Genomic DNA, 23,770 nt, shown 5'->3' with positions numbered 1-23,770 from the left:
GATCGCGGGCGATAGCAGCGCGCGATGACCGCATCCGACGCTTCCAGCCGCCAGTCGGCGCTCGACCGGCTTGCCGCGCACGCGCCCTTCCTCGCCCGGCTCGCCGAACTGAACCCCGACGATGTGTCGCGCTTCCTTGCGGACGGAACCGACGCGGCGCTGGCCGATGTCGCCCCACCGCCGGCTGGCGACGATATCATGCGCACGCTGCGCCAATGGCGCGGGCGGATGGCGCTGCTGCTCGCGCTCGGCGACCTGTCGGGCGAGCATGATGTGGCGACGACGACGCGGCTGCTGTCCGGTTTCGCCGACGCGGCGTGCGACGCGGCGCTCGCCGCCGCCTTCGCCGAGCGTGTGCCGGGCGAGGAACCGCGCGGGCTCGCGGTGATCGCGCTCGGCAAGCTCGGCAGCTTTGAGCTCAACTATTCGTCGGACATCGACCCGATCCTGATCTTCGACCCCGAAACCCTTCCCCGCCGGTCGCGCGACGATCCGGGCGAAGCGGCGGTGCGGATCGCGCGGCGGATGACCGAGATTTTGTCGGCGCGCACCGGCGACGGGCATGTGCTGCGCGTCGACCTGCGTCTTCGCCCGCATCCCGAAGTTACGCCGATCGTGCTGCCCGAAAGCGCGGCGATCTCCTATTATGAGTCCGAGGCGCTGGCATGGGAGCAGGCGGCCTTCATCCGCTCGCGCGCCTCGGCGGGCGACCGCGCGCTTGGCGAGAATTTCCTCGCCGCGATCCAGCCTTTCATCTGGCGCCGCAGCCTCGATTTCCGGCAGCTCAAGGAAATCGGCGCGATGAGCGACCGGATCCGCGACCATTTCGCACAAGGGCAGGCGTTCGGCCCCGGCTTCGACCTGAAGCGCGGGCGCGGCGGCATTCGCGAGATCGAGTTTTTCGCGCAAGTCCACCAGCTCATCTATGGCGGGCGCGACCCGTCGCTGCGCGTTCCCGCGACCGTCGACGCGCTCGCCGCGCTCGCGGCGGCGGGGCGGATCGAACCCGATGTCGCGACGCGCTTGTCCGATCATTACGCGACGCTTCGCCGCATCGAGCACCGGTTGCAAATGATCGAGGACCAGCAGACGCATAGCCTGCCTATCCAAGAAGCGGCGCTCGACTGCGTCGCGCGGCTCGATGGCAAGGCCGACGGCGCAGCGTTGCTCGCGGCGCTGGAACCCGTCGTCGCCGACGTCGGCAGTTGCTACGACCGGCTCGTTGCCGAGCGCGCGGTGACCAAGGGCCTGTCGCGCGACGAGGACGGGCTGACGGCGCAATTGATCGCGGCGGGGTTCGATCCGCCCGATGCGGCATTGCGCACGATCGCCGAATGGCGCGGCGGCAAGCTGCGCGCGCTGCGCAGCCCGGCGGCGCAGGGCGCGCTCGAGACGGTGCTGCCCGAGCTGATCAAGGCGATCGGCGCCGCGCCCGATCCGCACGCGACGCTGCTGCGCTTCGACAAGCTCGTCGGCGGGTTGCCGAGCGCGGTGGGTTTCTTTCACCTGCTCGCGGCGCAGCCCGAACTCGCGAAGATCGCGACGCGCACGCTGTCGCTCGCCCCGACGCTGGCCGAGGCGCTCGGCGCGCGGGTCGAGCTGATCGAAGGGCTGATCGACAAGCGCGCGTTCGAGGCGCCGGCGACGAAGGCCGAGCTGCTCGCCGAATGGGCGCCGGGGCTGGCGGGGCTCGACTATGAGCGGCTGCTCGACCGCGTGCGCGACCGCGTCGGCGAGCGGCGCTTCGCTTATGGCGTGCAGCTGATCGCGGGGGCGAACGATCCGCTCGTCGTCGCGAGCGGCTATGCGGAACTCGCGGAGGCCGCGCTGCGGGTGCTCGCCGATGCGACGGTCGCCGAATTCGTTGCCGCGCATGGCCGCGTTCCGGACAGTGAGCTTGTTATCCTCGCGCTCGGGCGGCTCGGGGGCAGCGCGCTGACGCACGCGTCGGACCTCGACCTCATCTATCTGTTCACCGGCGACCATCTCGCCGAATCGGACGGGCCGCGTCCGCTGGGCGCGACGACCTATTACAACCGCCTCGCGCAGCGCGTGACCGGCGCGATGTCGGTGCCGACCGCGGCGGGCAAGCTCTATGACGTCGATACGCGCCTGCGGCCGCAGGGCGCACAGGGGCCGCTCGTCGTCACGCTCGACAGCTTCGAACGCTATCAGCGCGAGGAAGCGTGGACGTGGGAGCATATGGCGCTGCTCCGCGCGCGGCCGGTCTATGGCTCGGACGCGGCGAAGGCGGAGGTGCAGCGTATCGTCGATGACCTGCTTGCGATCCCGCGCGATCCCGCGAAATTGGCCGCCGACGCCGCCGAAATGCGCGACAAGATCGCCGCGCACAAGCCGGCGAAGGGCGCGCTCGACATCAAGGGCGGGCCGGGCGGGCTCGTCGATCTCGAATTCGCGATGCAGGTGACGCAGCTGGTGAGCGGGCAATGTCACCACCCGAATATTTCGGCGGCGCTCGCGTGCATGAAGGCGGCGGGGCTGGCGCCGCCCGAGGTGTGCGACGCGCACGGGCTGCTCGCGCGGATGCTCGTCATGCTGCGCCTCACGGCGCCCGACGGGGAACCGGCGACGGCGGCGGCGCGGGGGCTCGTCGCGGCCGCGTGCGGCGAGCCCGGCTGGCCGCAACTGCTTGCCGCGCACGATATGGCGCGGCAGGAGATCGCGAACTGGTGGGCGTCGATTCGGCCCGCCGCCTCGGCACAGCAGGAGATACAGACATGAGCGCACCCGCGATCGGCGACCCGATTCCCAATGTGAAGCTTCTCGATGCCGACGGCGCGGCGATCGACCTTGTCGCGATGAAAGGGGCGCCGCTGGTCGTCTATTTCTATCCGAAGGCCGATACGCCGGGCTGCACGACCGAAGCGCAGGATTTCACGCGCTTGGCGCCCGAATTCGCGCATCTGGATGCGCAGGTGCTGGCGGTATCGCGCGATGCGCCCGCAAAGCTCTGCAAGTTCCGCGACAAATATGGCCTGACCGTCCGCCTTGCCTCGGACGAGGAGGGCGCGGTGTGCGAGGCGTTCGGCACCTGGGTGGAAAAGCAGAATTACGGCCGCACCTATATGGGAATCGAGCGTTCGACCTTCCTGTTCGGCCGCGACGGCAAGCTGGCGAAGGAATGGCGCAAGGTGCGCGTCAAGGGCCATGCCGACGCCGTGCTGGAGGCCGCCAAGGCCCTCTGATGCAGACGCTGGGCGAAGCGGCGCGCGCGGTTCTGCTGACGGCGGACCCGCACGACAAGCGGCGCGCGGCGCGCGGTCTGGCGCGGGCGTGGCGGCGCGGCCAACTCGAACATCGCTGCGATACGCCGATGCCCGACCAGCCGGCGTGGCCCGCGGAGCCCGAGCTGCTCGCACCGAACCGGATGCCCAAGCGCGGCAAGGGCGGTTCGGAGCGCGGCCGTATCGCGCTGCTCCATGCGCTCGCGCATATCGAGTTTGTGGCGATCGACCTCGCGGTTGATCTGGTCGGGCGTTTTGGCGGCGAATTTCCGCGGGCGTTCGTCGACGACTGGATCGGCGTCGCCGCCGACGAGGCGATGCACTTCGCGCTGCTCGACCGGCGTCTGCGCCAACTCGGCAGCCATTATGGCGCGCTGCCGGCGCACGCCGAATTGTGGGAGGCGGCGGAGGCGACCGCCGACGATGCGCTCGCGCGGCTCGCGATCGTGCCGATGGTGCTCGAAGCGCGCGGGCTCGACGTCACCCCGGCGACGGTCGAACGCTTTCAAGCCGCCGGGGACGAGGCGTCCGCGAAGATTTTGTCGCGTATTTACAAGGATGAAATCCGGCATGTGAGCGTCGGCACACTCTGGTTCCGGCAAAAGTGCGACGAAATGGGATTCAACGCCGTCGAAACGTGGCACGCCCTGGTAAAATCGCGCTTTCGGGGCAGTTTGAAGCCACCGTTCAACGACTCGGCGCGCCACGACGCCGGTTTAACGCAAGAATTCTACGCCGTTATTGCTTCGTAAGGATTGGAACAGCACACAGGCTTCCGCGGGGGATGAGCAATCATCCGAACCAAGAAACACCGGCGCCAAGGCCCATTTTCGGACTTTGGCGACATGGCAAACGCGGGGTCGTCGTTTTGATCAACACTCTTCTGGCGCAGAAGTTGCACCAAGTCGCAATCATTTGCGCGGCAGCATGTTTCGGAGTGGCCACTCCGGCCGCCCACGCCGCCGACACCAGCGCCGACGCCGGCATTGTCGCTCCCGACGAACCCGATGACGACAGCTTCGATGCTGGCGTTCCCTCGGCAAGCGAAGACAGCGAAGCGCGCGCGATCTTTCAGGCGTGGAAGCGCCTCGACACCGGCCTGACCGCCTCGATCGGCGTCGCGATCCCGTCGCGCCGCCCGATCGACCAGATGTCGCTGTCGTCGTCCTACGGCATGCGCGTCCACCCCGTCACCGGCCGGGTCGCGCGCCACAACGGCATCGATATTCCGGCGCCGCGCGGCACCCCCATCTATGCGACCGCCGACGGCATCGTCGGCCGCGCCCAGCGCCTCGGCGGCTATGGAAATTATGTCGAGGTCGAACATGGCAATGCGATCCAGACGCGCTACGGCCATATGTCCTCCTACATCGTGCGCTCCGGGCAGCAGGTGAAGCGGGGCGACATCCTCGGCTATGTCGGCTCCACCGGCCGTTCGACCGGCAATCACCTCCATTATGAAGTCCGCATCGAAGGCGCGCCGGTCAATCCGTTGCCCTTCGTCCGTTCGGACCAGATGGCGATCGCCGCGATCACCGGCAAGAATGTCGCGATGGGCGGTCCCGAATAACAGTTTTCCCGGGTCGGAGAGGAAGGGGCGCCAGGCGGAATACCGTCGAGGCGCCCTTTTTATTTGAGCCCGGGGCGCCTATCTAGCGGTCATGGCCACGCAGCTTTCCGATATCACCCTCTCGCCCGCCGCCGCGGCGCGCGTCCGCTGGATCGCCGACCGCAAGGGCAACGCCGATGCGGCGCTGCGCCTCGCGGTCGATGGCGGGGGCTGCTCGGGCTTCACCTATCGCTTCGGTTTGGCCGAAGACATCGACGCCGATGACATTGTCACCGAAACCGATGGAGTGAAGCTGGTGGTCGACCCGGTGAGCATCGACCTGGTGCGCGGCTGCATCGTCGATTTCGTCGATTCGCTCGGCGGATCGTCGTTCAAGGTCGAAAATCCCAATGCGGCCTCGGGCTGCGGCTGCGGGTCGAGCTTCTCGATCTGACGCCTTTCACAGCGCGGTGCTTGCTGGCATAGGTGCGCCATGAAAATCGCGACATTCAATATCAACGGGATCAAGGCCCGTTTGCCGCGCCTCGTCGAATGGCTCGAGGAAACGCAGCCCGATGTCGCCTGCCTTCAGGAACTGAAGTCGAGCGACGAAACGATGCCGACCAAGGAGATCGAGGCGGCGGGTTACGGCTTTCTCTATCATGGACAAAAGGGCTTCAACGGCGTCGCGATCCTCGCCAAGGGCACGCAGCCCGTCGAAATCCAGCGCGGCCTTGCCGGCGAAGCCGAGGACGAGCAGTCGCGCTATCTGGAAGCCGATGTTCACGGCCTGCGCGTCGCGTCGATCTACCTTCCCAACGGCAATCCGCAGCCGGGGCCCAAGTTCGATTACAAGCTGCGCTGGATGGCGCGGCTGCGCGAGCGGGCGAAATTCCTCCTCGCCGCCGAAATTCCGACGATCCTGACCGGCGACTATAATGTCATCCCGCACGACGACGATGTGTGGGACCCGCGCGCGATGGCGACCGACGCGCTGATGCAGCCCGATTCGCGCGATGCCTGGTTCCGGCTGCTCGGCGACGGATGGACCGACGCGATCCGCAGCCGCCATCCGGCGGGCGGCGTCTGGACATTCTGGGACTATCAGGCGGGCGGCTGGCAGCGCGACCACGGTTTCCGCATCGATCACCTGCTCTTGAGCCCGGCGCTCGCCGACCGGCTCGTCGATGCGGGCGTCGACAAGGATCATCGCGGGCGCGAGAAGGCGAGCGACCATGCGCCGACCTGGGCGGTGCTGGCCTGACACTCAAGCGTCGGGATAGAGCGTCGCCATCACCCGCTTCGGGTCGAGCGCATAATGATGCGCGACCGCGCCCGCGATCACGCTTTCGAGGCTGCGCGTCGGTTTGAGGTCGCGGCCCTCATAGCGGGCGCTGGCGCCAAGCCCCGGCCAGTCGGCCGACACCTTGCCGCCCATCGCCAGTCCGCCGCCGAGCAGCATCGCGGTCGATGCGGTGCCGTGATCGGTGCCGCCGGTGCCGTTGACCTCTACGGTGCGCCCGAATTCGGTCGCGACGATGACGAGCGTATCGTTCCATGCGGGACCGAGCCCGGCCTGAAGCGCGCCGATCAGCTGGTCGAGCCCGCGAAGTTGCGCCGCCAGCCGCCCGCGCTGGCCGCTGTGCGTGTCCCAGCCGCCGGTTTCGACCATCATCACGCGCGCGCCGTCGGCGGGGAGCATCAGCGACGCCGCGAGCTTGCCGAGGTCGGCGCCGTTGCGGCCGTTGTTGCCGCCGATGTCGCTCGCCAGCTCCTGCGTCTTGACCGCGCTATCCCACAGCGGATGGAGCAGCGGGTCGTCGGCATACATCGCGGTCAGCCGCGCGATCAGGTCCGCGTCGGCCTGCGGCAGGCGGCTCGGCGCATAGGTGCCAACCTGCACCGATCCGCGCAGCGCGAGCGGAACCGCGGGCGCAATGGCGATCGCGTCGCGCTCGGCGGCGGGGAGTAACGTGAGCAGGCGTCCGACCCAGCCGGTGTCGCGGCCGTAGGGTCGCGACCCGCCGCCCTCGAGCATATTCTGTCCGTCGAAATGCGACCGGTCGCGATAGGCCGTCGCGACGGCGTGCGCGAAATGCGCCTGCTTGCTGGTGTAGAGGCCGGCGGTTTGCGTGAGCGACGGGTGCAGCGTGAACATCCCGTCGAGCTTTGCCCCGCCGGCCGTCTCGTCGGCCAGCGCGCGGCGCGCGGCGGCGAAGGCGGGGTCGCCGGTCGGCGCGACGGTGGCGAGGCCGTCGGCGGCGCCGCGCTGGATGACGAAGACGAGGCGCTTTGGCGTGCCCGCGGCGGCATAGGCGAAACCGGGCAGCGCCCCCGCCGCGGCGACGGTGATTCCCGACAGGATGATCGAGCGGCGTGAGAGGATCACAAGACTATCTCCGCAAAAAGGCCGGGCTGGCGAACAGCATCGCGATGCCTTGGCCCGGACTGTCGGCGCGCGCGATCGCCTGCGCGGTTTCGGGGGTGAGCGCGTCGGCGAGGACGAGGGGGGCGAGCGCGCGCGCGTCGGCACGGTCGCCGATCCGGCCTGCGATGCGGCTCGCGAGTTCGACGCGCTGCATCAGCGCCGCCGATCCCGCCCAGGTCGCGACCATATCGTCATAGCCCTTGGGTGATCCGGGGCGCCACACCGGCTGGCCGAGCTGGGTGAACATCGCGGCGATATTCTGCCGTTCGCCTAGCCCCGGTGTCTTCAGCGCGCGCAGCATCGACACCGTCCAGTCCCACGGCGACTTGAACATCGTCGGTGCGGCGGCCCAGGGTTCGGGCGAGGCGATGAGGGTGCGATAGAGCGAGGGCAGGTCGCCGCCGGTTCGTTCGAAATCCTCTGTCAGCCGGTCGACGAGCGTTGCGGGCGGCTCGTCCGACGTAAAATGGCGCGCGAGCTTGGTCGCGACATGGCGCGCGGTGGCGGGATGGACGGCAAGGTCGCGCAGCACCGCTTCGGCCTGTTTCGCTCCGGGCTGGTCATAAAGTTTGCCGAGGATCGTCAGCGGACCGGGTTGGTGCAGCCGGTCGACGAATATCGTCTCGCCCGTCCGCGCGTCGGCGGGCATCAGCCGCTGGCCCGCGCCGCGGCCGAGCCCGGCCACGGTGAGCCCGGTGAGCGCCTTGGCGAAGTTCGTCACATCGGCCTGCGTATAGCCGGCGCGCACGCCCAGCGTGTGCAGCTCCATGATCTCGCGCGCCAGATTTTCGTTGAGCCCCGGCGCCTGCCGCCGCCCCCGGTTCCGCACGCGCGTCGCGAACTGGCTGTCAGGGCCGAAGCTCTGCGCCTGATCGAGGAAGAGCAGCATCGCGGGATGATAGACCGCGGCGGTCAGCAGGTCCGAAAATTTGCCCATGACATGCGGGCGGATCGCTTCATTCTCGTAATTTCCGGCAAAGCCGACGACGGTCTGCTTGTCGGCCGAAATCGCGAAATGATTGGACCAGAAATGGACGAGGCGTTCGGGGAAGGGGGTGCGCGTCGCGACCGCGGCGGTCAAGCGCGCGCGCGCCGCCTCGCCATAGTGGCGGCGGAAACCGGCACGCGCCATGCGGCGCATCGTCTGGACCTCCGCGCCGTCATCGTCGCGCATTTTGGCATTCTTCGCTTCGCGGCGCATCGCCTGCCGCTCGCTCTGATATTCGGCATAGGCGGTCGCGATCGCCTCGCGCCCCGCCAGCCCCGCGATCGCCGCGGGGGCGGGATCATAGTCGCCGATCTGGCGCACCAGCCAGTCTTTCGGGTCCTCGATCGCCGGATCGTCGAAGCGGCGGCCGAGCCCGAAGCGATGGGCGGCAAGATACTGGACTGCCATGACAAACCCTTTCGTGCCTTCGAAACGCACGATGGCCGTCATTTGTCGCAAAGCTGTCCCAGCGATCAGAGCGATTTGTCGTAGATCTGATACACGCGGTTGACCTTCGCCCCGATCGCCTCGGCGACCGCGTTCATCCCCTGGTTGTCGTCGAGCACCCAGCCGATGTCGCCGCGTTCGGTCCCGTAATCGCGCACCGCGTCGCGGCGGATATATTCGATCATCATAAAGGCCAGCGTGCTCGCCATGCGGCTGTTCTGCAGCTTTTTGGCGACGCCCATCAGCGGTACGCGCAGGATGCGGCTCTTGGGTCTGCGCAGCCACCAGAGCAGCCGCGCCCAGTTGAAGGGCAACAGCGACCCTTCCATGTCGATCAAGAGCTGGTTGATGTTCGGCAGCACGATCATAAAAGCGACGGGTTCGCCGTCGACTTCGGCGACGCGGATCAGATCCTCGAAGACGATATCCTTCAGCTTCTTGCCGACATAGGCGATCTCGCTGTCGGTCAGCGGCACGAAGCCCCAATTGTCGGACCATGCGTCGTTGAGCAGGCCCATGATCAGCGTCGCTTCGGCATCGAAACGGCGCTTGTCGACCTTGCGAATGCGGATGCGCGCATTCTTCGCGCCCGCCGCGACGATGCGGTCGACGATCGGCGGAAAACCGTCGCGAATCGCGACGTCATAGTTCAGCAGCTGCTTCGCCGGCGCGTATCCGGTGCCCTCGATCCACCCGCGATAGAGCGGGCTGTTATGCCCCATCATCACCGTCGGCGCGTTGTCGAACCCCTCGATCAACAGCCCCGGCTCGTCCCAGATCGAAATCGACAGCGGGCCGAGCGCGCGCGTCATGCCTTGTCCGCGCAACCACTCCTCGGCGGCGGCGAGCAGCGCGCGCGCGCAATCCTGATCCTCGGCCTCGAGCAGTCCCCAATTGCCGGTGCCGGGGCCCATGCCCTGTTCGGCGGGCTGCGCAAGCGCGAGTTCGTCGATATGCGCGGAAATGCGGCCGATCGTGCGGCCGTCCTGCCGCGCGAGGAAAAATTGCGCCTTGCCATGTTCGAACCACGGATTCTTGCCGGGGGTGAGCAGGCCGTAAACCTCGCCCTTCAGCGGCGGCACCCACGCCGGATCGCCGCGGTTGAGGCGATAGGCGAGCTCGACGAATTCGCGCAGGTCGCTCTTGTTCTTGACCGGGTGGATCGTGATCGGGCCGTGCGAATGTCCGCTCATGGGGTGGTTTCCTGAAAAGCCGAGCCTATATTTGTGGCGACGCATTAGGGCATAGAAATGGCGCTGGCGACCCGCTTTCGGCCATTTTGCTGCCATGAAAATATGATGAAGAGCGGTCTATGTTAGCGATGAACACCCTTGTCGACCGCCTGTCGGTGCCCGCCGCGGCGCCGGTTGCAAAGTCCGCAATCGCCGATGATATGGCGATGATCCGCGCGGCGTCGGAGCTGACGCGCGATCTCGTGCAGCCGAGCGCGCGCATCTATTGGACCGACTTCCTCGCCTCGACCTTGATCGGCTATGCGGGCATCGCGGCGGCGATCCTCGCGCCGGGGGCGGCGTGGATGCTGGTCGCGGCGGCCATTGCGGTGGTCGCGCTCTACCGCGCCGGCAGCTTCATCCACGAACTGACGCATATCCGCAAGAACGCGCTGCCGGGGTTCCGCCTCGGCTGGAACATCCTCGTCGGCGTGCCGCTGCTCATCCCGTCCTTCATGTATGAGGGCATCCACAGTCTGCACCACAACCGCACCAAATATGGCACGGTCGAGGATCCCGAATATCTGCCGCTCGCGCTGATGAAGCCGTGGACGGTGCCGCTGTTCGTCGTCGCCGCGGCCTTCGCGCCGCTCGCGCTCGTCTTCCGCTATGCGGTGCTCACCCCGCTCTCCTTCCTGATCCCGCCGCTGCGCCGGATCGTCGTCGAACGCTATTCGGGGATGATCATCAACCCTTTGTTCCGCCGCAAGCCGCCCGAAGGCGAGTTCCGCCGCCAGTGGGCGTGGCAGGAAGGCGGGGCCTGGGCGTGGTCGACGCTGCTGATCGCCGCGGGCGTCTTCGGCTGGGTGCCGCTGCGCGCATTGATCATCTTCGGCGCGATTGCGGCTGCTACCCTGGTGCTCAACCAGATCCGCACGCTCGTCGCGCATCTTTGGGAAAATGACGGCGAAGTGCTGACGGTGACCGGCCAGTTCCTCGACAGCGTCAACGTCCCGCCGCCGGGTCTGCTGCCCGAGCTGTGGGCGCCGGTGGGGCTGCGCTATCATGCGCTGCATCATTTGTTGCCGGGCGTACCCTATCATTCGCTCGCGGAGGCGCACCGCCGACTGAAGGACGCGCTGCCGGCGGATTCGCAATATCATGGCGCGAATTATGAAAGCCTGCCCAAGCTGGTAATGAACTTGGTCGCGGGTTCGGCGCGGGGCGGCGCGGCCTGAATCTGGTGAAGCCGGGACGGGCTCCGTCAGGCCGGCGCCGCGCGCGCGATCGTCCGCCGCCGGCTGATCGACAAAGCCCTAATAGACGCCCCTAGCGCGGGGTCAGCGCGATGGTAACGGGCTCCGCCGCGAGCGGGATGGTGAAGCCTCCGCGCTCCGCCTTCGCCCCGGCGACGGTCATGGGCCGTGCCGCCTCGGTCGTCGCCTCGACGAACAGGCGGGCGTGCGGCGTATGCCGGTTGGCGGGGTCGAGCGTCAGCTCGATCCGTCCCGTCGCGGGCGTATAGGTCGCACGCGCGATCTTGCCCGCTTCCAGCGTGATCCACTGTCCGGCCGGCGCGATGAACAGCCGCGCCCGCGCGCTGTCTTTGGGGGTGATGGATATGCTGCCCTTCGCCGCGGTCACGTCGCCGCCAAAGCCCAGCCAGCCGAACGTCGGGTCATCGACGACATAGGTCGCCGACGCGATCGCATGGCCGTAAAATCCCATCCCATAATCGCCGCTATAAGGATCCCATTTCATCATATCGGGCCAGGCATGGAACGCCGCGGAGGAAAAGCCCTCCTGGTCGATGTTGGTGATGCCGCCCATCATTCCGCCATAGGCGACGCGCAGCAGGTGAAGATCGGCGGGATCGCGCCGGAAGGCGTCGAACAGCGGCACCGCGTTCAGCGCCGAACCATAATGATGGATCTGCCGCTCGATCCGCGCATATTTGCCGCCATAGAGGAAATCCCAATAGCGGCGGGCGTTGCCATTATAGGCCCAGCTCGGGATGGTCGGATCATAGCCCAGGATCACCTCGCGCGTCGCCTCGGCCTGCGGCGCGAAGCCGAAATAGCGCATCCAGGCATAGACTTCGGGTTGTCCGGTCGAGTCCCAGGGCATTTCGGACCCGAAGGGATATTTGAGCGTACGCCAATGGTCGGCGCGCTTCTTCATCAGCGCTTCCATCTCGGCCGCCTCGGCCGTCATCCCCTCGCGCTTCAGATCCTTTAATATATCGACGAAGACGTCGCCTTCCATCAGGCCGAATTCGGCATAATAGGGCGCATCGCGCATCATCGCGACCGTGGTCTGATGCGCCTTTTCCAGATACCAGCGCCAGTCGTGCCGCTTGACGAGGCCGGGGTGGTTGCGCGCCGTCCGGTACAGCACCCAGTGGCCGATCGCGACATGCGGATAATTATAGGCGCGGCCAAGGTCGCCGGCGCCCTTGGCGTCCCATGAGGTCCAGCTTTTCCATTTATCGGCGGGAAACGCGTCATATGCCTCGGGGAATTTTGCCGGGTCATAGTAAAAGAGGCTCTTCTTGACCGCCCCGGCCTTGGGCCCGTCGGCGACCTGCAAATTGCCGACCACCGTTTCATCGACAAGCCGTTCGATTTTCGCAACCTCGGCGGCATCGGGATTGTCGAGCTGCTTGATCGCCGCCGCGACCCAACTGCCGCCGCCGCCTTCGTCGCTCATCCCCGCGATCCAGACGCGCGGTTCGACATCGACGATCTTCTTGGCCTCCTTGTCATAGGTCAGGATCGCCGGCGACCGGCCGAACGGATCGTTCCGGCCCTCATACCATTGCTTGGTGGTCGCGAAACGGCCGAGATCGGCGACCGCCTCGTCCGCGGGCTTGGTGACATAATAGCTGACGGTCTGTTTGGTGCCGTCGGCATAGGCGATGGTCAGCCGGACCGGGCCCCACTGCCGCCCGCGGATCGCCAGACGCGCCCAGCCCTTGACGCTGCCCGCGCTTGTGGCTTCGACCGCACCCGCGGGATGGCTCTTGATCGATACGATCCGGCTCGGCGCCTTGACGAACAGGCTCGCCTGCTGGTCCATCGGCACGACATAGCCGGGTATGCCGATGGCCACCGGGCGTTTGTTGGCGATCAGCGTGGATTCGATCGCGCGGATCGACGGCGCCTGGACCAGCCGGACGCCCACCTCGATCGCTTCGCCCGGGGCAAGGGTGCGACTGGTCGGCATATTCCACTGCTCGCCGACATCTTTCCATTCGCGTTCGGCAAGACCCGCCGAATGGACCGTCCAGTCATAGAAGCCTTCGGACGTCTGCCCGCGCGGGCTTTTGTCGGTGAAGATCGAACCGGGTTCGGCTTCGCGCGGGTTCTTGAGCGGGCTATAGGCCTCGAGCGCGCTGCCCTTGCCGCGCGGCAGGACGAGCAGCGCGGGGCCGTGGCCGTTGAGGCGCGTGACCTGCAGATAGCCGGCGTCGCGGCCGATATAGGGATCGACGAAGCTTGCCTGGGTATGCGCCTGGTCGAGGCTTCGATCGATCAAGATATTGTCGAAGACCATCGGCATCCCGAGCGCTCCGATCTCGAGCGGTCGATCCGACCGGTTCGCGATGCGGAAGGAGAGCCCGAGCAGCCCCTTGTCGTCGAACCAGCGCCGCTCGACGCTGAACGGCGCGTCGCGGCCCATGCTCGCGGTGATGTCGGCCGCCGCGATCGTCGTTCCGCCCGCGGGCAGCGGACGGATCGCGCGGCGCGTCTGGGCAGATGCGAAGTCGCGCCATGTCCCGCCGGGCGTTCGCACGCGCAGGTTGAGGTCGCCGATATGATTATAGCCGTCGCCGGCCCTTTCGGCCTCGCGCGCGGTCGGGACGAAGCTGAACCCCGGCTCGGCGCCCGGCGAAAGCCGCGCCAGCGTCTGCGTGTCGGTGCGCAGCGCGACGACAAAATCCCCGACCCGATATTCGCTCGTCGCGATCGGCTTGGGCTGGGGCTTCGGCGGCTCCTGCGCGATCAGCGCGGGGGTGGCGGCGACCAGCGCGAGTCCGCCGCTCGCGAGCAGTGCCGCCGAAAAAGCCGCCTTGCCGCGGCGCCATTTTGTCACTCTGTCCTGATTCACTGCTTCTCTCCCGCTTCATCGGGCATAGCAAAGGATAGTCAGACTTCAAGGGATAATATACGGTATATTGTAAGACTTGATTGCAAAATGACGCTGGACAGGATGGCCGGGGAGTTGGAAGACGTGGCAATGGACAGACAGATCAAGAGTTTTGCGCTCAAGCCCGTCGCGGGAGCGCTTATCCAGCAAGGCAATGGCAAGCGATTGCGGGGCTCACTGGCGCAGCAATTGGCGGTCCAGATCCTCACCGGCGAGCTGCCCGAAGGGCATATGTTCCCGGGCGAAATCGAATATGCCGAACAGATCGGCATTTCGCGCTCGGCGCTGCGCGAGGCGTTCCGCACCTTGTCGGCGAAGGGATTGGTGGACAGTCGCCCCAAGGCGGGGACGCGGGTCAGCCCGCGGCGCCAGTGGAGCCTCCTCGACCCCGACCTGCTCGCCTGGCAGTTCGAGGCCGAGCCGAGCCTGAAATTCCTTCACGACCTGTTCGAACTGCGGATGATCGTCGAACCGAGCGCCGCCGAACTGGCGGCGGAGCGCCGCACCGAGGAGCAGGTGCAGGCGATGCGCAGCGCGCTCGACGCGATGGCGCGCCACGGGCTGGCGACCGACGCCGGGCGTCTCGCCGACCAGCAGTTCCACATGATCATGCTGGAGGCGAGCCGCAACGATGCGGTGATCGCGCTGGCCAGTTCGATCATGGCGGCGATCGCGTGGACCACCATCTACAAGCAGCGCAAACGCGAGCTGCCCCGCGACCCCATTCCCGACCACCGCGCCCTGTTCGACGCGGTGGCCGCGGGCGATCCGCGCGCCGCCCGCGCGGCCATGGCGGAGCTTATCCGGCTCGCGCTGATCGATACGGAAATTTCATTGCAGTCGGACTGAGAGGGCCTCAATGGCTGTCGCGCGGCAGCCCCGCGGTCTGGGCGATGCGCTGATATTTTTCGGCGCCCTCGAGGATGGCACCGCTATCCATCTGCCCGACGAGCCGGCGCTGAATCTCCTGCCACGGCGTCTGCGACGCGGGATAAGCGAAGCCGCCGGCATCGGCGAGATCCTGCCGCCGCCGCTCCAGCTCCTCCGGATCGATCAGCACATCGACCGTACCGCGGCTGAGGTCGATGCGGACCCGGTCGCCGGTGCGCAGCAGCGCGAGGCCGCCGCCCACCGCCGCTTCGGGCGAGGCGTTCAGGATCGACGGCGAACCCGATGTGCCCGACTGACGACCATCGCCGATGCAGGGCAGGGCGCCGATGCCTTCGCGGATCAGATAGGCGGGCGGGCGCATGTTCACGACCTCCGCCGCGCCGGGATATCCGATCGGACCGGCGCCGCGCATGAACAGCAAAGTGTCGGGGGTGATGCCGAGCGCGGGGTCATCGATACGGCGGTGATAATCCTCGGGACCCTCGAACACCATCGCCGGCCCCTCGAAAGCGTCGGGATCGTCGGGATTCGAAAGGTAGCGAGTCCGAAACTCGTCGCCGATGACGCTGGTCTTCATAATCGCGGCGTCGAACAAATTTCCCTTGAGCACGATGAAGCCGGCATCGGCGACCAGTGGCCGATCGAATTGGCGGATGACCCTTTCGTCCTCGATCTCGGCGCCGCGGCAATTTTCGCCGATGGTGCGGCCGTTCACGGTCATCGTATTTTCGTGGATCAGCCCTTGCCCGATCAACTGCGCGACCACCGCGGGCACCCCGCCCGCGCGATAATAATCCTCGCCCAGATATTCGCCGGCGGGTTGCAAATTGACGAGCAGCGGGATCTTGTGCCCATGCTCCTGCCAGTCGTTCAACGTCAGCTCGACGCCGATATGCCGGGCGATGGCGGCGAGATGGATCGGGGCGTTGGTCGATCCGCCGATCGCGCTGTTGACGACGATCGCATTCAAAAACGCCTCGCGCATCATAATATCCGACGGCTTCAGATCCTCGGCCACCATTTCGACGATGCGCTTGCCGGTGAGGTAAGCGACTTCCTGCCGGTCGCGATAGGGCGCCGGGATCGCCGCCGATCCGGGAAGCATCATGCCCAGCGCCTCGGCCAGCGAGTTCATCGTCGTCGCGGTGCCCATCGTGTTGCAATAGCCCGTCGATGGCGCCGACGAAGCCACGAGCTTGATAAAGCCCTCCTCGTCGATCTCTCCGGCCGCCAGCATCTGCCGGCCCTTCCAGACGATGGTGCCCGATCCGGTCCGCTCGCCCTTGTGCCATCCGTTGAGCATCGGGCCGACCGACAGCGCGATGGCGGGCAGGTTCACCGTCGCCGCCGCCATCAGGCACGCGGGCGTCGTCTTGTCGCATCCCGTCGTCAGCACCACGCCGTCGATCGGATAGCCGTATAAGGCTTCGACAAGCCCCAGATAGGCGAGGTTGCGGTCGAGCCCCGCCGTCGGGCGCTTTCCCGTTTCCTGAATCGGATGGACCGGGAATTCCAGCGCGATCCCGCCCGCTTCGCGAATGCCTTCGCGGACGCGTTCGGCCAGCACCAGATGATGCCGGTTGCACGGCGACAGGTCCGATCCGGTCTGCGCGATGCCGATGATCGGCTTGCCCGAGCGCAGTTCGTCGAGGCTGAGCCCGAAGTTCAGGTAGCGTTCGAGATACAGCGACGTCATGTCGATATTCTCGTCGTTCGCGAACCAGGCGCGGCTACGCAGCTGCGGGGGGACCGGGGCGTCGGACATGGACTCTTGCTCCTGCGATCAGCGCGTCGTCGAGACGCGGTAGATCATGCGGTGATGATAGGGTTTGCCGGGGTCGACCCGCGCCGATCCGAAGGCGGGCTGGTTGGGCGTGTCGGGAAATTTCTGGGGTTCCAGCGCGATGCCGTCGCCCATGCGGTAGAGATGGCCGCGCTTGCCGACGAGCGTGCCGTCGAGGAAGTTGCCGGTGTAGACCTGCAGGCCCGGCTCGGTGGTCAACACCTCGAGCACGCGGCCCGATACCGGGTCTTCGAGCCGGGCGGCGAATTCGGGCTGGCCGGTGACGCCCTTGTCGAGCACGAAATTATGATCATATCCGCGGCCCGCGACGATCTGCGGATCGCGGCCGTCGCGGATGCCGTCGCCGATGATCCGCCCGCCGGTGAAGTCGAACACGCCGCCCGCGACCGGCTTCAACGCGCCCGTCGGGATCAGCGCATCGTTCACCGGCGTGTAACGCTGCGCCGCGACGGTCAGCTTGTGATCGAGGATACCGCGCGCCGCGCCTTCGCCCGCCAGATTGAAAATCGCGTGATTGGTCAGATTGACGATCGTCGGCGCATCGGTCTTCGCGCCGAAATCGATCGTCAGCGCCCCCGCCCGATCGAGCGAATAGGTGACGATGACGTCGAGCGTGCCCGGATAACCCTGATCGCCCGCCGGGCTGGTCAGCGTCAGCGTGACGCTGGCGGTCGGTCCGCTCTCGACCGATGCGATCGTCCACAAATTCTTGTCGAAACCCTTCGTGCCGCCGTGCAGCGAGTTGGGGCCGTTGTTGAGCGGAAGCTGGAAGGACCGGCCATCGAGCACAAAGCGGCCGCCCGCGATACGATTGGCATAGCGGCCGACGGTGACGCCGAAATAATTGGGCTTGTCGACATAGCCCGCAAGGTCGTCATAGCCGAGTATGATGTCCGCGACCGCCCCCGTGCGGTCGGGGGCTTCGAGCGATTGAAGCGTCGCGCCATAGGTGATGATACGCGCCTTCACCCCCGCTTCATTGGCGAGCGTGATCGTCTCGACGGTCCGGCCGTCAGCCAATTTGCCGAGTTCGGACCGCTCGGCGGTCGCCGCATGGGCGTTCGCCGCGACGGTCGTCGCGGTGAAGGCGGCGCATGTCGCGAACAGTTTCGCCATCTTCTTCCTGCTGTTGACGACGCGCATGGGCTATCTCCTCACCGATTGACGATTACTTCAGATAGTATACAGTCAGACAAGTTGTAAAGGAGCCGCTTCGCTGCCGGCATAAAAAAGGGAGAAGTCGTTCATGCCCGTTCCATCCGGTGCCCCCATAAACAGCGGGAGCCCGTCGGTCGGCCCGGCGCAGAGCTACACGGCGGCGCTGACGCTGCTGGCGAGCCTTTTTTTCATGTGGGGGTTCATCACCGTCATCAACAACACGCTGCTGCCGCATCTGCGCAGCGTGTTCGACCTCAGCTACACGCAAACGACGCTGATCGAATCGGTGTGGTTCATCGCCTATTTCGTCGCCTCGATCCCGTCGGCGAAACTGATCGAGCGCATCGGATATCAAAAGGCGCTGGTGGTCGGGCTTTTGATCATGGCGGCCGGCTCGCTGGGCATGATGCTGGCGGCGAGCCTTCCGTCCTATGGCGTGACGCTGGTCATGCTGTTCATCATCGCCTGCGGCATCAGTCTGCTTCAGGTCGCCGCCAATCCCTATGTCGTCGTGGTGGGCGCCCCCGAAACGGCCTCGTCGCGCCTCAACCTCGTGCAGGCGATGAACTCGGCCGGCACGATGCTCGCGCCCATGTTCGGCGCCTATCTGATTCTGGGCCGGTCGAAGGGCGGCACGGCGGAAGCCGGCACGGTGCTGACCCAGGCGGAGCGGCTGGCCGACGCGCATTCGGTGATTCTTCCCTACGGCCTTGTGGCGGTAGCGCTGCTCGTGCTCGCGGTCATCATCGCGCGCTTCCCGCTCCCCGCGATGGGTGCGGCGTCCAGCCGGGTCAGCCGCGAAGAGCGCAAGAATCATTCGCTGTGGCGGCACCGCAACCTCGTGTGGGGTGTCCCGGCCATCTTCATCTATCTGATCGCCGAAATCGGCGTCGCCAACCTGTTCGTCAACTTCGTCAGCCAGCCCGACATCGCGAACCTGACGCATGAGCAGGCCGGCAATTATCTGACCTTCCTGTGGGCGGGGATGATGGTCGGACGCTTTTTGGGAGCGGCGATCATGCAGCGGGTCAGCGCCGAAGCCTTGCTCGCGGCCTTCTCGATCGGGGCGTTCATCGTGATGCTGGTGACGGTCTTCGCCCACGGCCCCGTCGCCATGTGGTCATTGATCCTCGTGGGGTTGTTCCATTCGATCATGTTCCCGACCATTTTCGCGCTCGGCATTCGCGGCCTCGGCCCGCTGACCGAAGAGGGGTCGGGCCTGCTCATCATGGCGATCGCGGGCGGCGCGCTCGTCATCGTGCAGGGCTGGCTCGCCGATCTTTATGGCTTGCAGATGTCCTTCCTGCTCACCGCGGCGTGCGAGCTTTATATTCTCTTCTATGCTCTGTGGGGGGCAAAGCCCTTCGTGTCGGGCGATGCCCCGGCTGCTGTCGAACCGGGGCGCCCCGAAATGGCATCCTCCGACGCGGCCTAACCGGCGAAGCGGGTGGGGCTGCGACCGGTTGTTACGCCGGTGAGGCATAGCAGCGCCCCCGCCAGCGGTTGCCGGGCGAGCGCCCCGGGCGTCAGGCTGACCGTGGCGCTGGTGACATAGAGGCGGTCGAGGTCGCGCCCGCCGAATGCCGGACAGGTCGGGCGCTGAACGGGCAGGGGGATCTCGCGCACGATCCGGCCTTCGGGCGACGGGCGGCGCAGGCACCATCCGTCCCAAAAGGCGATCCAGACATGATCCTCGGCATCGACCGTCATGCCGTCGGGATAGCCCTGTTCGGGGGTGAAGGCGGCGAAAGGCCGTTCGGTGACGGGGTTACCGCTGGCGTCGAGCGTGACCGCGGCGATGTGCCGCGCCGCCGAGTCGGTGACGAGCATGGTGCCATCGGCGAGGAACGTCGGTCCGTTGGGCACCATCATGCCGCTGCGGACCCGCGTAACGCTTCCGTCCGGGTCGAGCCGGTAGAGCGACCCGCGCGCCGCCGCTTCGGCATCGTCCATCGTTCCGGCCCAGAAGCGGCCCGCGCCATCGACCTTGCCGTCGTTGAAACGATTGCCGGCGGGTTCATCGACCGTCGCAAGGATGTCGCAAACGGAAACCGAGAGATCGTCGGCGATGGAAAGCCGTACGAAACCCGGGTCGCCGCTCGCGACCAGCATCCCGTCCTGCGTCAGCCCGAGCGCGGTCAGGCGGAAAGGCAGGGACTGCCGGTGGTTGGCGCCGCTGGCGACATGATGCGCGTGCAGAGCCGGCGCCTTGATGTCGATCCACCACAGGATTTCGCGATCGGGATCCCATAGCGCGCCTTCGCCAAGCGTCGCTCCGGCAGGTGAAACGGCCGTGATTATCATTATCCTCTCCTTGACGCTGCGCCGGCAATCTGCAATCGGGGCATAATAGTATACTGTCAGACTTATTGGAGTGCATCATGGAAATTACAGGCGCCATCCTTGTGGGATCCGCGGACCGCGTCGGCGAGGCGGGCTTCGCCGCGGTCGATCCGGCAACCGGACGGAATATCGGCCCGGACTTCCACGAAGCCGGGGCCGCCGACGTCGCCGATGCCGCCGCGCTGGCGGACGGGGCTTTTGCGATCTTCAGCGAAACCGCGCCCGAAGCGCGCGCGCTGTTCCTTGAAACCATCGCCGAAGAAATCGCCGCCATCGGGGATGCGCTGATCGAACGCGCGATGCGCGAAAGCGGGTTGCCGCGCGCGCGGCTGGAGGGTGAGCGCGGACGCACGATCGGCCAGCTCCGCCTGTTCGCCTCGGTCGTGCGCGAAGGCGGATGGCTCGACGTCACCATCGACCCGGCCCAGCCCGACCGCGCTCCGCTGCCCCGCCCCGATTTGCGCCGCCGCAACGTTGCGCTCGGGCCGGTTGCGGTGTTCGGCGCGTCGAATTTCCCGCTCGCCTTCTCGGTCGCGGGCGGCGACACGGCCTCGGCCTTTGCGGCGGGCTGCCCGGTGATCGTGAAGGGGCACCCCGCGCATCCGGGAACCGGCGAACTGGTCGCCCGCGCGATTCGCCGGGCCGCGGAGCGTTGCGGCATGCCCGAAGGCGTATTTTCCTATCTGCCTGGCACGACCAACGAACTCGGCGCCGCGCTGGTCGCCGATCCGCGCGTCAAGGCGGTGGGCTTCACCGGATCGCGCGGCGGCGGCCTCGCACTGGTGCGCATCGCGAGCGAGCGCGCCGAGCCGATCCCGGTCTATGCCGAAATGTCGAGCATCAATCCGGTCGTCCTGTTTCCCGCCGCCGCGAAGGCGCGGGGCGCTGCGCTCGGCGAAGCCTATGCGGCGTCGCTGACGATGGGAGCGGGCCAATTCTGCACGAACCCCGGTCTGGTGATCGCGCTCGACGGAAGCGACCTCGACGCCTTCGTCGGTGCGGCGGCCGCGACGCTTGGCCAGTCGCCCGCGCAGCAGATGCTGACCCCGGCTATTCATTCGGCCTTCGGGCGGGGCGTTGACGCATTGCGCGCGAATGACGCGGTCGAAACCGTGGCGCGCGGTCCGGCGGGAGAGGGTGAAAATCAGGCGCAGGCGGCGCTTTTCGGCACCGACGCCGCCGCTTTCGCGCGCGACCCGGCGCTCGGCGACGAAGTGTTCGGTTCGTCGTCGATCGTGGTTCGCGCGGCCGATCCGGCCGAGATCGCACAGCTTGTCGGCGGTCTTGAAGGTCAATTGACCGCGACGCTGTTGTTCGACGAGGCCGATGAGGAACTGGTCGCTCCGCTGATTCCGTTGCTCGCGCGCAAAGCCGGGCGAATCCTCGCCAACGGGTGGCCGACGGGCGTCGAAGTCTGCCACGCGATGGTTCACGGCGGTCCGTTTCCCGCCACCAGCGACAGTCGCACCACATCGGTCGGGGCGTTGGCGATCATGCGGTTCCTGCGGCCCGTCTGTTACCAGAATCTGCCCGACCACCTGCTGCCCGCGGCGCTGCGGCAGGACAATCCATATGGCGCCCCGCGGCGCGTCGATGGCGTGCTGACGCTCGCCTGAGGCGGCAAGGGAAGGCGATAAGGAGAGCAAGCTGATGATTTCTTTGGTGCAATTTCGCGGCGCCGACGGCGACCGGGGGGTCGCGGTGATCCGCGACGGGCGAGCGGCGTCGAGGCTTCCCGGTGTGTCGAGCACGCTCGCGCTCGCCCGCCGTGCGCTGGCCGAAGGAACCACTCTGGATGCGTTGACCCGGGCGCTCGGCGACGGGCCGCCGGTCGATCTCGCGGCGGTCGAACTGCTCGCGCCGATCGACCATGAGGATTCCGCCCATCTGCTGCTCAGCGGCACCGGCCTCACCCATCTCGGTTCGGCCGAGGGCCGCGACAAGATGCACCGGGCGCTGGACGATGCGGCGCATCAGACCGATTCGATGAAGATGTTCCTGATGGGGGTCGAAGGCGGCAAGCCCGCCGACGGGGCCCAAGGGGCCCAGCCCGAATGGTTCTATAAGGGCGACGGATCCTCGCTCGTCGCCCCGGGCGCGCCGCTGCTGTCGCCCGATTTCGCGCTCGACGCGGGCGAAGAGCCGGAGATCGCCGGCATCTATCTGATCGCCGGCGACGGCACGCCGGTCCGTCTCGGCTATGCACTCGCCAATGAATTTTCGGACCATGTGACCGAGCGCGGCAATTATCTGTGGCTCGCCCATTCGAAGCTGCGCCCTGCGGCGCTGGGTCCCGAACTGCTCGTCGGCGAATTGCCCGCGCATGTCGAGGGGGTCAGCCGCATCGTACGCGAGGGCCGGACGCTGTGGGAAAAGCCCTTTCTGTCGGGCGAAGACAATATGTCGCACAGCATCGCCAACCTCGAGCGCCATCATTTCAAATATGGCCTGTTCCGCCGTCCCGGCGACGTGCATGTCCATTTCTTCGGCACCGCGACCCTGTCATGCAGCGACGGGATCGAAACGCGCGAGGGCGATGTGTTCGAGATCGAGGCGGCGCCGTTCACGCTGCCGGTCCGCAACCCGATCGTCCGGGCGGCGTCGCCGGCCGCCGCGGTGAAAGCACTCTAGATGGCCGTTCGGGTCGCCATCGTCGGTCTCGGTAAGATCGCGCATGACCAGCATATTCCGGCCATCGCGGCGTCGGACGAATTCGAACTGGTCGCGGCGGCGAGCCTTTCCGGCACGATCGACGGGATACCGGTCTTCGAGACGGTGGATGCGCTGCTGGGTGCCGGTGTAGCAATCGACGCCATCGCCATGTGCCAGCCGCCGCAGGCCCGTTTCGAGGCGGCGGCAAAAGCGATCCGCGCCGGCAAGCATGTGCTGCTGGAAAAACCGCCCGGGGCGACGCTGGCGGAGGTCGAGGCGCTGACGCGGCTCGCCGAAGCGTCCGATACGACACTCTTCGCCGCGTGGCATTCGCGCTACGCCCCCGGCGTCGCTCCAGCGCGCGCCTGGCTCGCCGAACGCCATATCCATCGCGTCGATATCGTCTGGAAAGAGGATGTCCGCCGGTGGCATCCGGGCCAGCAATGGATATGGGAGCCCGGCGGCTTCGGCGTGTTCGATCCCGGCATCAACGCGCTGTCGATCGCCACCCACGTCCTGCCGCGGCATTTCCATTTGCGCGATGGGCGGCTGGAAATTCCATCCAACCGCGCGGCGCCGATCGCCGCGCAGCTCGAGATGGTCGGCATCGACGGCGCCCCGGTGCATGCCGTTTTCGATTGGCGCCAACAGGGGCCGCAAACCTGGGACATCACCGCCGAAACCGACGCCGGCACGCTGTGCCTCGGCGCCGGAGGCGCGCGGCTGGCGATCGACGGCACCGGGCACGACGTCGGCGCCGAGCGCGAATATCCCGAGATTTACGCCCGCTTTGCGCGCCTGATCCGCGAAGCGCGCAGCGATGTGGACCGGACCCCGCTCCGCCTTGTGGCCGACGCCTTCATGCGTTGCCGCCGGATCGGCGCGGCGCCATTTGAGGATTGACAGCCGCGTTCCTGTATGATGGTATACGATATTCAAAATGG

19 protein-coding genes are annotated in these 23,770 nt (G+C 66.8%); 12 read left to right on the top strand and 7 right to left on the bottom strand.

The window, feature by feature from the left end:
* Positions 1-24: 24 nt before the first annotated feature.
* The 6 genes from GGR90_RS01665 to xth all read left to right on the top strand — a co-directional run bounded on the left by GGR90_RS01665 (position 25) and on the right by xth (position 6,058).
* Complete coding sequence (locus tag GGR90_RS01665; RefSeq protein WP_167918877.1) at positions 25-2,742, top strand: bifunctional [glutamine synthetase] adenylyltransferase/[glutamine synthetase]-adenylyl-L-tyrosine phosphorylase; 2,718 nt, start codon at positions 25-27, stop codon at positions 2,740-2,742.
* Positions 2,739-3,206: a peroxiredoxin gene (locus GGR90_RS01660; RefSeq protein WP_167918875.1), complete on the top strand. Its 468-nt coding sequence runs from the start codon at positions 2,739-2,741 to the stop codon at positions 3,204-3,206. Before GGR90_RS01665 ends, GGR90_RS01660 begins: the two co-directional genes overlap by 4 nt.
* Positions 3,206-3,997: a ferritin-like domain-containing protein gene (locus GGR90_RS01655; protein WP_167918873.1), complete on the top strand. Its 792-nt coding sequence runs from the start codon at positions 3,206-3,208 to the stop codon at positions 3,995-3,997. The genes GGR90_RS01660 and GGR90_RS01655 overlap by 1 nt, the downstream gene beginning before the upstream one ends.
* Before the next feature lie 185 nt (positions 3,998-4,182).
* Positions 4,183-4,815 (top strand): M23 family metallopeptidase, encoded by a 633-nt coding sequence (locus tag GGR90_RS01650; protein ID WP_342449872.1) that lies wholly within the window; start codon positions 4,183-4,185, stop codon positions 4,813-4,815.
* A gap of 91 nt (positions 4,816-4,906) precedes the next feature.
* Entirely contained in the window at positions 4,907-5,248 is a 342-nt protein-coding gene (gene erpA / locus GGR90_RS01645; protein WP_167918869.1) for an iron-sulfur cluster insertion protein ErpA, read from the top strand.
* A 39-nt stretch (positions 5,249-5,287) separates the two neighbouring features.
* Positions 5,288-6,058 (top strand): exodeoxyribonuclease III, encoded by a 771-nt coding sequence (gene xth / locus GGR90_RS01640; protein ID WP_167918867.1) that lies wholly within the window; start codon positions 5,288-5,290, stop codon positions 6,056-6,058.
* A gap of 3 nt (positions 6,059-6,061) precedes the next feature.
* Here xth and GGR90_RS01635 read toward each other — a convergent pair whose 3' ends face one another.
* The 3 genes from GGR90_RS01635 to GGR90_RS01625 all read right to left on the bottom strand — a co-directional run bounded on the left by GGR90_RS01635 (position 6,062) and on the right by GGR90_RS01625 (position 9,850).
* Positions 6,062-7,180: a DUF1501 domain-containing protein gene (locus GGR90_RS01635; RefSeq protein ID WP_167920758.1), complete on the bottom strand. Its 1,119-nt coding sequence runs from the start codon at positions 7,178-7,180 to the stop codon at positions 6,062-6,064.
* 7 nt (positions 7,181-7,187) lie between these two features.
* Positions 7,188-8,618, bottom strand: coding sequence for a DUF1800 domain-containing protein (locus GGR90_RS01630; protein ID WP_167918865.1), 1,431 nt, complete (start codon positions 8,616-8,618; stop codon positions 7,188-7,190).
* A gap of 65 nt (positions 8,619-8,683) precedes the next feature.
* The gene (locus GGR90_RS01625; protein ID WP_167918863.1) at positions 8,684-9,850 is read right to left on the bottom strand and encodes an N-acetyltransferase; all 1,167 of its coding nucleotides are present in this window, start codon (positions 9,848-9,850) and stop codon (positions 8,684-8,686) included.
* A gap of 119 nt (positions 9,851-9,969) precedes the next feature.
* Between GGR90_RS01625 and GGR90_RS01620 the strand changes: the two genes are divergently transcribed.
* Positions 9,970-11,067, top strand: coding sequence for a fatty acid desaturase family protein (locus GGR90_RS01620; protein WP_167918861.1), 1,098 nt, complete (start codon positions 9,970-9,972; stop codon positions 11,065-11,067).
* 91 nt (positions 11,068-11,158) lie between these two features.
* Here GGR90_RS01620 and GGR90_RS01615 read toward each other — a convergent pair whose 3' ends face one another.
* The gene (locus GGR90_RS01615; RefSeq protein WP_342449870.1) at positions 11,159-13,939 is read right to left on the bottom strand and encodes a DUF5695 domain-containing protein; all 2,781 of its coding nucleotides are present in this window, start codon (positions 13,937-13,939) and stop codon (positions 11,159-11,161) included.
* Positions 13,940-14,068: 129 nt separating this feature from the next.
* Between GGR90_RS01615 and GGR90_RS01610 the strand changes: the two genes are divergently transcribed.
* The gene (locus GGR90_RS01610; RefSeq protein WP_167918859.1) at positions 14,069-14,827 is read left to right on the top strand and encodes a FadR/GntR family transcriptional regulator; all 759 of its coding nucleotides are present in this window, start codon (positions 14,069-14,071) and stop codon (positions 14,825-14,827) included.
* Between the two features lie 7 nt (positions 14,828-14,834).
* Here the strand turns inward: GGR90_RS01610 and GGR90_RS01605 are convergent, their stop codons facing one another.
* Positions 14,835-16,634, bottom strand: a complete 1,800-nt coding sequence (locus GGR90_RS01605) for an IlvD/Edd family dehydratase (RefSeq protein ID WP_167918857.1) — start codon at positions 16,632-16,634, stop codon at positions 14,835-14,837.
* A gap of 18 nt (positions 16,635-16,652) precedes the next feature.
* The gene (locus GGR90_RS01600) at positions 16,653-17,789 is read right to left on the bottom strand and encodes an aldose epimerase family protein (RefSeq protein WP_167920756.1); all 1,137 of its coding nucleotides are present in this window, start codon (positions 17,787-17,789) and stop codon (positions 16,653-16,655) included.
* A gap of 130 nt (positions 17,790-17,919) precedes the next feature.
* Between GGR90_RS01600 and GGR90_RS01595 the strand changes: the two genes are divergently transcribed.
* Positions 17,920-19,266, top strand: a complete 1,347-nt coding sequence (locus tag GGR90_RS01595) for a sugar MFS transporter (RefSeq protein ID WP_167918855.1) — start codon at positions 17,920-17,922, stop codon at positions 19,264-19,266.
* Here the strand turns inward: GGR90_RS01595 and GGR90_RS01590 are convergent.
* Positions 19,263-20,135 (bottom strand): SMP-30/gluconolactonase/LRE family protein, encoded by an 873-nt coding sequence (locus GGR90_RS01590; protein ID WP_167918853.1) that lies wholly within the window; start codon positions 20,133-20,135, stop codon positions 19,263-19,265. The two genes, GGR90_RS01595 and GGR90_RS01590, sit on opposite strands and share 4 nt — an antisense overlap.
* Positions 20,136-20,212: 77 nt before the next feature.
* On the opposite strand from GGR90_RS01590, the gene GGR90_RS01585 reads away from it, so the two are divergent.
* Genes GGR90_RS01585 through GGR90_RS01575 form a run of 3 tightly spaced genes read left to right on the top strand, consistent with a single transcriptional unit; the run spans position 20,213 to position 23,729 of the window.
* On the top strand, positions 20,213-21,790 hold the full coding sequence (locus GGR90_RS01585; RefSeq protein ID WP_167918851.1) for an aldehyde dehydrogenase (NADP(+)): 1,578 nt from the start codon (positions 20,213-20,215) through the stop codon (positions 21,788-21,790).
* Positions 21,791-21,824: 34 nt separating this feature from the next.
* On the top strand, positions 21,825-22,805 hold the full coding sequence (gene araD1, locus GGR90_RS01580; RefSeq protein WP_209023526.1) for an AraD1 family protein: 981 nt from the start codon (positions 21,825-21,827) through the stop codon (positions 22,803-22,805).
* Positions 22,806-23,729 (top strand): Gfo/Idh/MocA family protein, encoded by a 924-nt coding sequence (locus GGR90_RS01575; RefSeq protein WP_167918849.1) that lies wholly within the window; start codon positions 22,806-22,808, stop codon positions 23,727-23,729.
* Positions 23,730-23,770 lie beyond the last annotated feature (41 nt).

Origin of the sequence: Sphingopyxis italica (genome assembly GCF_011926545.1) — a bacterium.
Lineage (GTDB): Bacteria > Pseudomonadota > Alphaproteobacteria > Sphingomonadales > Sphingomonadaceae > Sphingopyxis > Sphingopyxis italica.
The sequence above is the reverse complement of the archived record's forward strand: the minus strand, read 5'-3'. Positions and strand labels throughout refer to the sequence as shown.

What these genes read in the sequence shown, in the direction of transcription:
- GGR90_RS01665 (WP_167918877.1), top strand. Translation starts at nt 25, where the DNA reads ATGACCGCATCCGACGCTTCCAGCCGCCAGTCGGCGCTCGACCGGCTT.
- GGR90_RS01660 (WP_167918875.1), top strand. Translation starts at nt 2,739, where the DNA reads ATGAGCGCACCCGCGATCGGCGACCCGATTCCCAATGTGAAGCTTCTC.
- GGR90_RS01655 (WP_167918873.1), top strand. Translation starts at nt 3,206, where the DNA reads ATGCAGACGCTGGGCGAAGCGGCGCGCGCGGTTCTGCTGACGGCGGAC.
- erpA (WP_167918869.1), top strand. Translation starts at nt 4,907, where the DNA reads ATGGCCACGCAGCTTTCCGATATCACCCTCTCGCCCGCCGCCGCGGCG.
- xth (WP_167918867.1), top strand. Translation starts at nt 5,288, where the DNA reads ATGAAAATCGCGACATTCAATATCAACGGGATCAAGGCCCGTTTGCCG.
- GGR90_RS01630 (WP_167918865.1), bottom strand. Translation starts at nt 8,618, where the DNA reads ATGGCAGTCCAGTATCTTGCCGCCCATCGCTTCGGGCTCGGCCGCCGC.
- GGR90_RS01625 (WP_167918863.1), bottom strand. Translation starts at nt 9,850, where the DNA reads ATGAGCGGACATTCGCACGGCCCGATCACGATCCACCCGGTCAAGAAC.
- GGR90_RS01620 (WP_167918861.1), top strand. Translation starts at nt 9,970, where the DNA reads ATGTTAGCGATGAACACCCTTGTCGACCGCCTGTCGGTGCCCGCCGCG.
- GGR90_RS01610 (WP_167918859.1), top strand. Translation starts at nt 14,069, where the DNA reads ATGGACAGACAGATCAAGAGTTTTGCGCTCAAGCCCGTCGCGGGAGCG.
- GGR90_RS01605 (WP_167918857.1), bottom strand. Translation starts at nt 16,634, where the DNA reads ATGTCCGACGCCCCGGTCCCCCCGCAGCTGCGTAGCCGCGCCTGGTTC.
- GGR90_RS01600 (WP_167920756.1), bottom strand. Translation starts at nt 17,789, where the DNA reads ATGGCGAAACTGTTCGCGACATGCGCCGCCTTCACCGCGACGACCGTC.
- GGR90_RS01595 (WP_167918855.1), top strand. Translation starts at nt 17,920, where the DNA reads ATGCCCGTTCCATCCGGTGCCCCCATAAACAGCGGGAGCCCGTCGGTC.
- GGR90_RS01590 (WP_167918853.1), bottom strand. Translation starts at nt 20,135, where the DNA reads ATGATAATCACGGCCGTTTCACCTGCCGGAGCGACGCTTGGCGAAGGC.
- GGR90_RS01585 (WP_167918851.1), top strand. Translation starts at nt 20,213, where the DNA reads ATGGAAATTACAGGCGCCATCCTTGTGGGATCCGCGGACCGCGTCGGC.
- araD1 (WP_209023526.1), top strand. Translation starts at nt 21,825, where the DNA reads ATGATTTCTTTGGTGCAATTTCGCGGCGCCGACGGCGACCGGGGGGTC.
- GGR90_RS01575 (WP_167918849.1), top strand. Translation starts at nt 22,806, where the DNA reads ATGGCCGTTCGGGTCGCCATCGTCGGTCTCGGTAAGATCGCGCATGAC.